Annotated in this window: 2 protein-coding genes; both read left to right on the forward strand. The window is 41.1% G+C overall.

The features are described from left to right. Nucleotides 1–213, forward strand: a 213-nt coding sequence (locus tag ABJF11_RS11950; protein ID WP_348120089.1) for a hypothetical protein, incomplete at its 5' end; no start/stop codon positions are given. A 96-nt stretch (nucleotides 214–309) separates the two neighbouring features. Beyond that, nucleotides 310–1,023: enolase C-terminal domain-like protein (locus ABJF11_RS11955; RefSeq protein WP_348120090.1), on the forward strand; the 714-nt coding region annotated here is incomplete at its 3' end.

Consider the following 1,023-nt stretch of genomic DNA (forward strand, 5'->3'; position numbering starts at 1 on the left):
TTTATGCGCTTTGCTTCAGCTGATGTTAGTTCTGAGCTCATGTTGTCTGCTGATGCGCAAGAAATGTTATTGACTGTAACAAAAATGTTGACTTGTTTATTTTTTGACTGGTATGGTAGTCATACCAGAAGGCCAGATGGTGTTCATTTAGATCAATTTGTCTTTTGGCTTAATTTTAAAAAATGTTCGCTATTTAAGATGATTCAGTACTAGGGAGATATCGCAATGAAAATAACTAATGTGCGAGCGCGTACATTTGAGTGGAAAGGGCACACAGTCCCGCCTCAGGCTAACTTTTGTTCAAATGCTATGGATCAATTATGGGATCGCGGCGATTCCATGGGGACATTCAGATTTCATGGGTGGACTGTTGTTGAAGTAGAAACGGATACTGGTTTAGTTGGGATCGGTAATGTTGCTCTGGCCCCTAGAATTGCCAAAGCTATTATTGATCAATATCTAACTCCTTTGGTGCTAGGGCACGATCCATTTGATTATGAGTATTTGTGGCAGAGGATGTATCGGTCTACGCATGCATGGGGGCGAAAGGGGGTAGCAATGGCTGCTATTTCGGCTATCGATATTGCTTTGTGGGATTTGATGGGTAAAGAAACTAATAAGCCTGTTTTTAAGTTGCTTGGGGGAAGAACTAAAGAAAAAATCCCGTGTTATGCATCTAAGTTGTATCGAACTGACCTAAAAGAAATGCAAGATGAAGCTCAGAAGTATCTTGATCAAGGCTTCACTTCAATGAAAATGCGTTTTGGTTATGGCCCAAAAGATGGCACTCAAGGCGTTAGAGAAAACTTGAAAAGCGTTGAGGCTATTCGTGAAGTAATAGGTTATGACAATGACTTGATGCTGGAATGTTATATGGGCTGGAACCTAGAGTATGCCAAACGTATTCTACCCAAGCTTGAAAAGTATGAGCCTCGTTGGTTGGAAGAACCAGTTATTGCTGATGACATTGATGGTTATGCGGAGCTTAACCAATTGACATCAATTCCTATTTCCGGAGGAGAG

Origin of the sequence: Reichenbachiella sp. (assembly GCF_039941815.1) — a bacterium.
Classification (GTDB): domain Bacteria; phylum Bacteroidota; class Bacteroidia; order Cytophagales; family Cyclobacteriaceae; genus Reichenbachiella.